Below are 2422 nucleotides of genomic sequence, written 5' to 3'. Positions count from 1 at the left end.
TTCAAGGCCAATGCGATGGCCTTTCAACCGAATAACATCTTCGGCCTGGACATCAAGATAGTGATCGAGGCGCATAGTATGAACTCCTGCGGTAGCGAATCTGCTGGCATGCTATCACATGAGAATACAAGGATCAATATCACTCATCCCTATATCAGTCTGAAACGCGGCCATCACGCCGACCGCCGCGCCCCATCTGTTGGCAATGCGGCGAGCAGCGCCTCGACCGTCGGCTGGTCAGGAGCTTGCAGGATGGCATGGTGCAACGCAGTAAGTTGCTCCGCGTCGGTGCATGATCGGATGTTGCGAACGAGAACTGCAGGCGTGGCGGGAAAGCGGAAGATGACGGCATCCTCGACCAATTCTTGGAGGGCGCGGGAGAGCGCGGTGCGCGTCTGTTGCAACTCATCGGCGTACTTCCTTTCAACCTCCGCGACGTGCTCATTAACGAGATAGGTAATCAAATCTGAACTCATGAGTCGCTCCTTTCCAATCAGGGCCACAAACCGTTCTGTAGGCATAAGCGGTTCAGCAAAAACACCAATGGGTCGGAATAGCCTTGCCACCTCGACGATTGGCTCGCGCATGTGAGACGCCAGATGATGGAATCAAAGGAAGATAACGATGGCAACGAGAGAACCCCCAACCTTCGCTCAGGTACTTACCTGGGCAACATGCCTGCCGCCCGTCGATAAACTCCGCATCATCGAGCGCTTAGTTCCCCAGGTCGCCCAAGTGCTTCCACTGGCAACGCAAGAAGCAATGCAGCCATCCACCGTGTTGCATGGCGATGGCGAAGAGGATGCATGGGATGCGCTGTTACGTCTCGGTGATGAACCAACCAATCCGCCAGGACGGGATAGTGCTATAGTGCTGAGGTGCTCAGCGACATGAGGCGCTGATGTACACCATCGATACCAGCGTCTGGATCAATGCAGTTGAACAGCAAGAGGCCGATCACGCTGCCAGTCGGCAGTTGCTCCGTCTGCTGCGCGAGCGCCATCTTCCGATTATTGTCCCAACATTGGTCACCGTCGAGATTGCGGGGAGATCGCCGTAGCCGGAGGGGGTGGTCATGGGAGAACCTTGCCTACGAAAGTGCAAATGGATTCAACACCCGAAGCTGCTCATACTGTTGTCCGGAATTGAGATCCTCTGACCAGAGTGTGTGACAATCAAGGCGCAATGCACTCACAAGAATCATCGCATCCCAAAACGAAAGCTGGAAGCGCTGCTGTATGCGAATAGCCTCCAGAAGATCAGCAACATTGGGTTGATGAACTGTCCAGTTCGACAGATCAGCAATGATTTGACTTGCGTTCTCAGGAGACAACGGATGAGCAACTTTGCGAGTCACATTGACGTAGAACTCTTGCAATACCTGAATACTCAGACAGCCATTCCCATGCTGCCAAAGTGTCGCTATCAGATCGCGTGCTTGCTGATGTTTCACACCTGCCGAACGGTCATGCGCGTAGATTAGAATATTGGTATCAATGAATTGTAATTGCTCAGAATCGTGCATGAAGTTCATCTCGCGTGTTTAGGAGTTGGCCACCCGTGCCAAGATCGGCAGCGTGCGCGAGCGATTGGAGGTGGCGCTGTCGTGCGAGCGCATAGGACTCATCGTGGGCAACCAACTGTTCAAGCGTTTGGGTCACGAGGTGGGTGACCGACATCTGGCGTTGGTTGGCCAGACGTTCGATGCGTTGCACCATCGTTTTGGGAAGATCAAGGGTGATTGATGCTCTTTCCATACGGCCATCCTTATTCGTTTAGCGGTCACGTTTTGCGTGGGATGTATTATAGCAGTTACGAGTGACGAGTGACGAGTGACAAGCAGGGTATACCTCATTGCAATGCGGTCTGACGTAATTTGCTATGCGGCATGTTTAATGGTAATTGGTATTATAGCATTGTCGCCTTTGGGGGGTCGCTGTAGGGGCGTTGCAGCAGCCTGTCCATTCCCGCCTGCGCGATGATTCTTATCCTTCCCCGTGCAGGGCGTAGCAGCGGCCCCCCAAGGAATCATGCGTGTATCGAAAGCGAAAGGCCGCTGCTACGCCCTACCTCGTGAAGACAGGAACCACATCACCCCGCAACGTAGGGGCGTAGCAGCGGCCACCCAAGGAATCATGCGTGTGCCGAAAGCGAAAGGCCGCTGCTAAGCCCTACCCATCGACATTGCGCCATCCCGAGGCCATGCCACGGTGTCATTGGAACGCGAGATGTCCCATCCCATGACCCGCGCTACGCATGCGCTGGATTGATGATCACCGCCGGAAAGGGCGTTGCAGCAGCCCGTCCATGCCCGCCTGCACCGATGATTCTTAGGGAAGCAGAAATTGTTACGTATCCCAGCAGCCTGTCATGCTGAACAGTACATGGGCGGGCATCGTAGTGCCGACGTTAGTCGGCTGAG

At 54.6% G+C, this 2422-nt stretch carries 5 protein-coding genes; 2 read left to right on the top strand and 3 right to left on the bottom strand.

The genetic code is table 11. From position 1 onward, the window contains the following. Positions 1-173: 173 nt before the first annotated feature. The gene (locus CJ255_RS21700; protein ID WP_097646158.1) at positions 174-476 is read right to left on the bottom strand and encodes a hypothetical protein; all 303 of its coding nucleotides are present in this window, start codon (positions 474-476) and stop codon (positions 174-176) included. A 148-nt stretch (positions 477-624) separates the two neighbouring features. Between CJ255_RS21700 and CJ255_RS21695 the strand changes: the two genes are divergently transcribed. Further along, the gene (locus CJ255_RS21695) at positions 625-894 is read left to right on the top strand and encodes a hypothetical protein (RefSeq protein WP_097646157.1); all 270 of its coding nucleotides are present in this window, start codon (positions 625-627) and stop codon (positions 892-894) included. 7 nt (positions 895-901) lie between these two features. Continuing rightward, positions 902-1060: a hypothetical protein gene (locus CJ255_RS23885; RefSeq protein WP_165774883.1), complete on the top strand. Its 159-nt coding sequence runs from the start codon at positions 902-904 to the stop codon at positions 1058-1060. A 30-nt stretch (positions 1061-1090) separates the two neighbouring features. On the opposite strand, the gene CJ255_RS21690 is transcribed toward CJ255_RS23885, so the two are convergent. Both CJ255_RS21690 and CJ255_RS21685 read right to left on the bottom strand, forming a co-directional pair. Then, entirely contained in the window at positions 1091-1525 is a 435-nt protein-coding gene (locus CJ255_RS21690) for a PIN domain-containing protein (RefSeq protein WP_097646156.1), read from the bottom strand. Further along, positions 1512-1757, bottom strand: a complete 246-nt coding sequence (locus tag CJ255_RS21685) for a CopG family transcriptional regulator (protein ID WP_097646155.1) — start codon at positions 1755-1757, stop codon at positions 1512-1514. Before CJ255_RS21685 ends, CJ255_RS21690 begins: the two co-directional genes overlap by 14 nt. Positions 1758-2422: the final 665 nt, after the last annotated feature.

The sequence above is a fragment of the Candidatus Viridilinea mediisalina genome, assembly GCF_002532535.1.
Lineage (GTDB): Bacteria > Chloroflexota > Chloroflexia > Chloroflexales > Chloroflexaceae > Viridilinea > Viridilinea mediisalina.
This window is presented reverse-complemented; position numbering and strand designations above follow the sequence as displayed.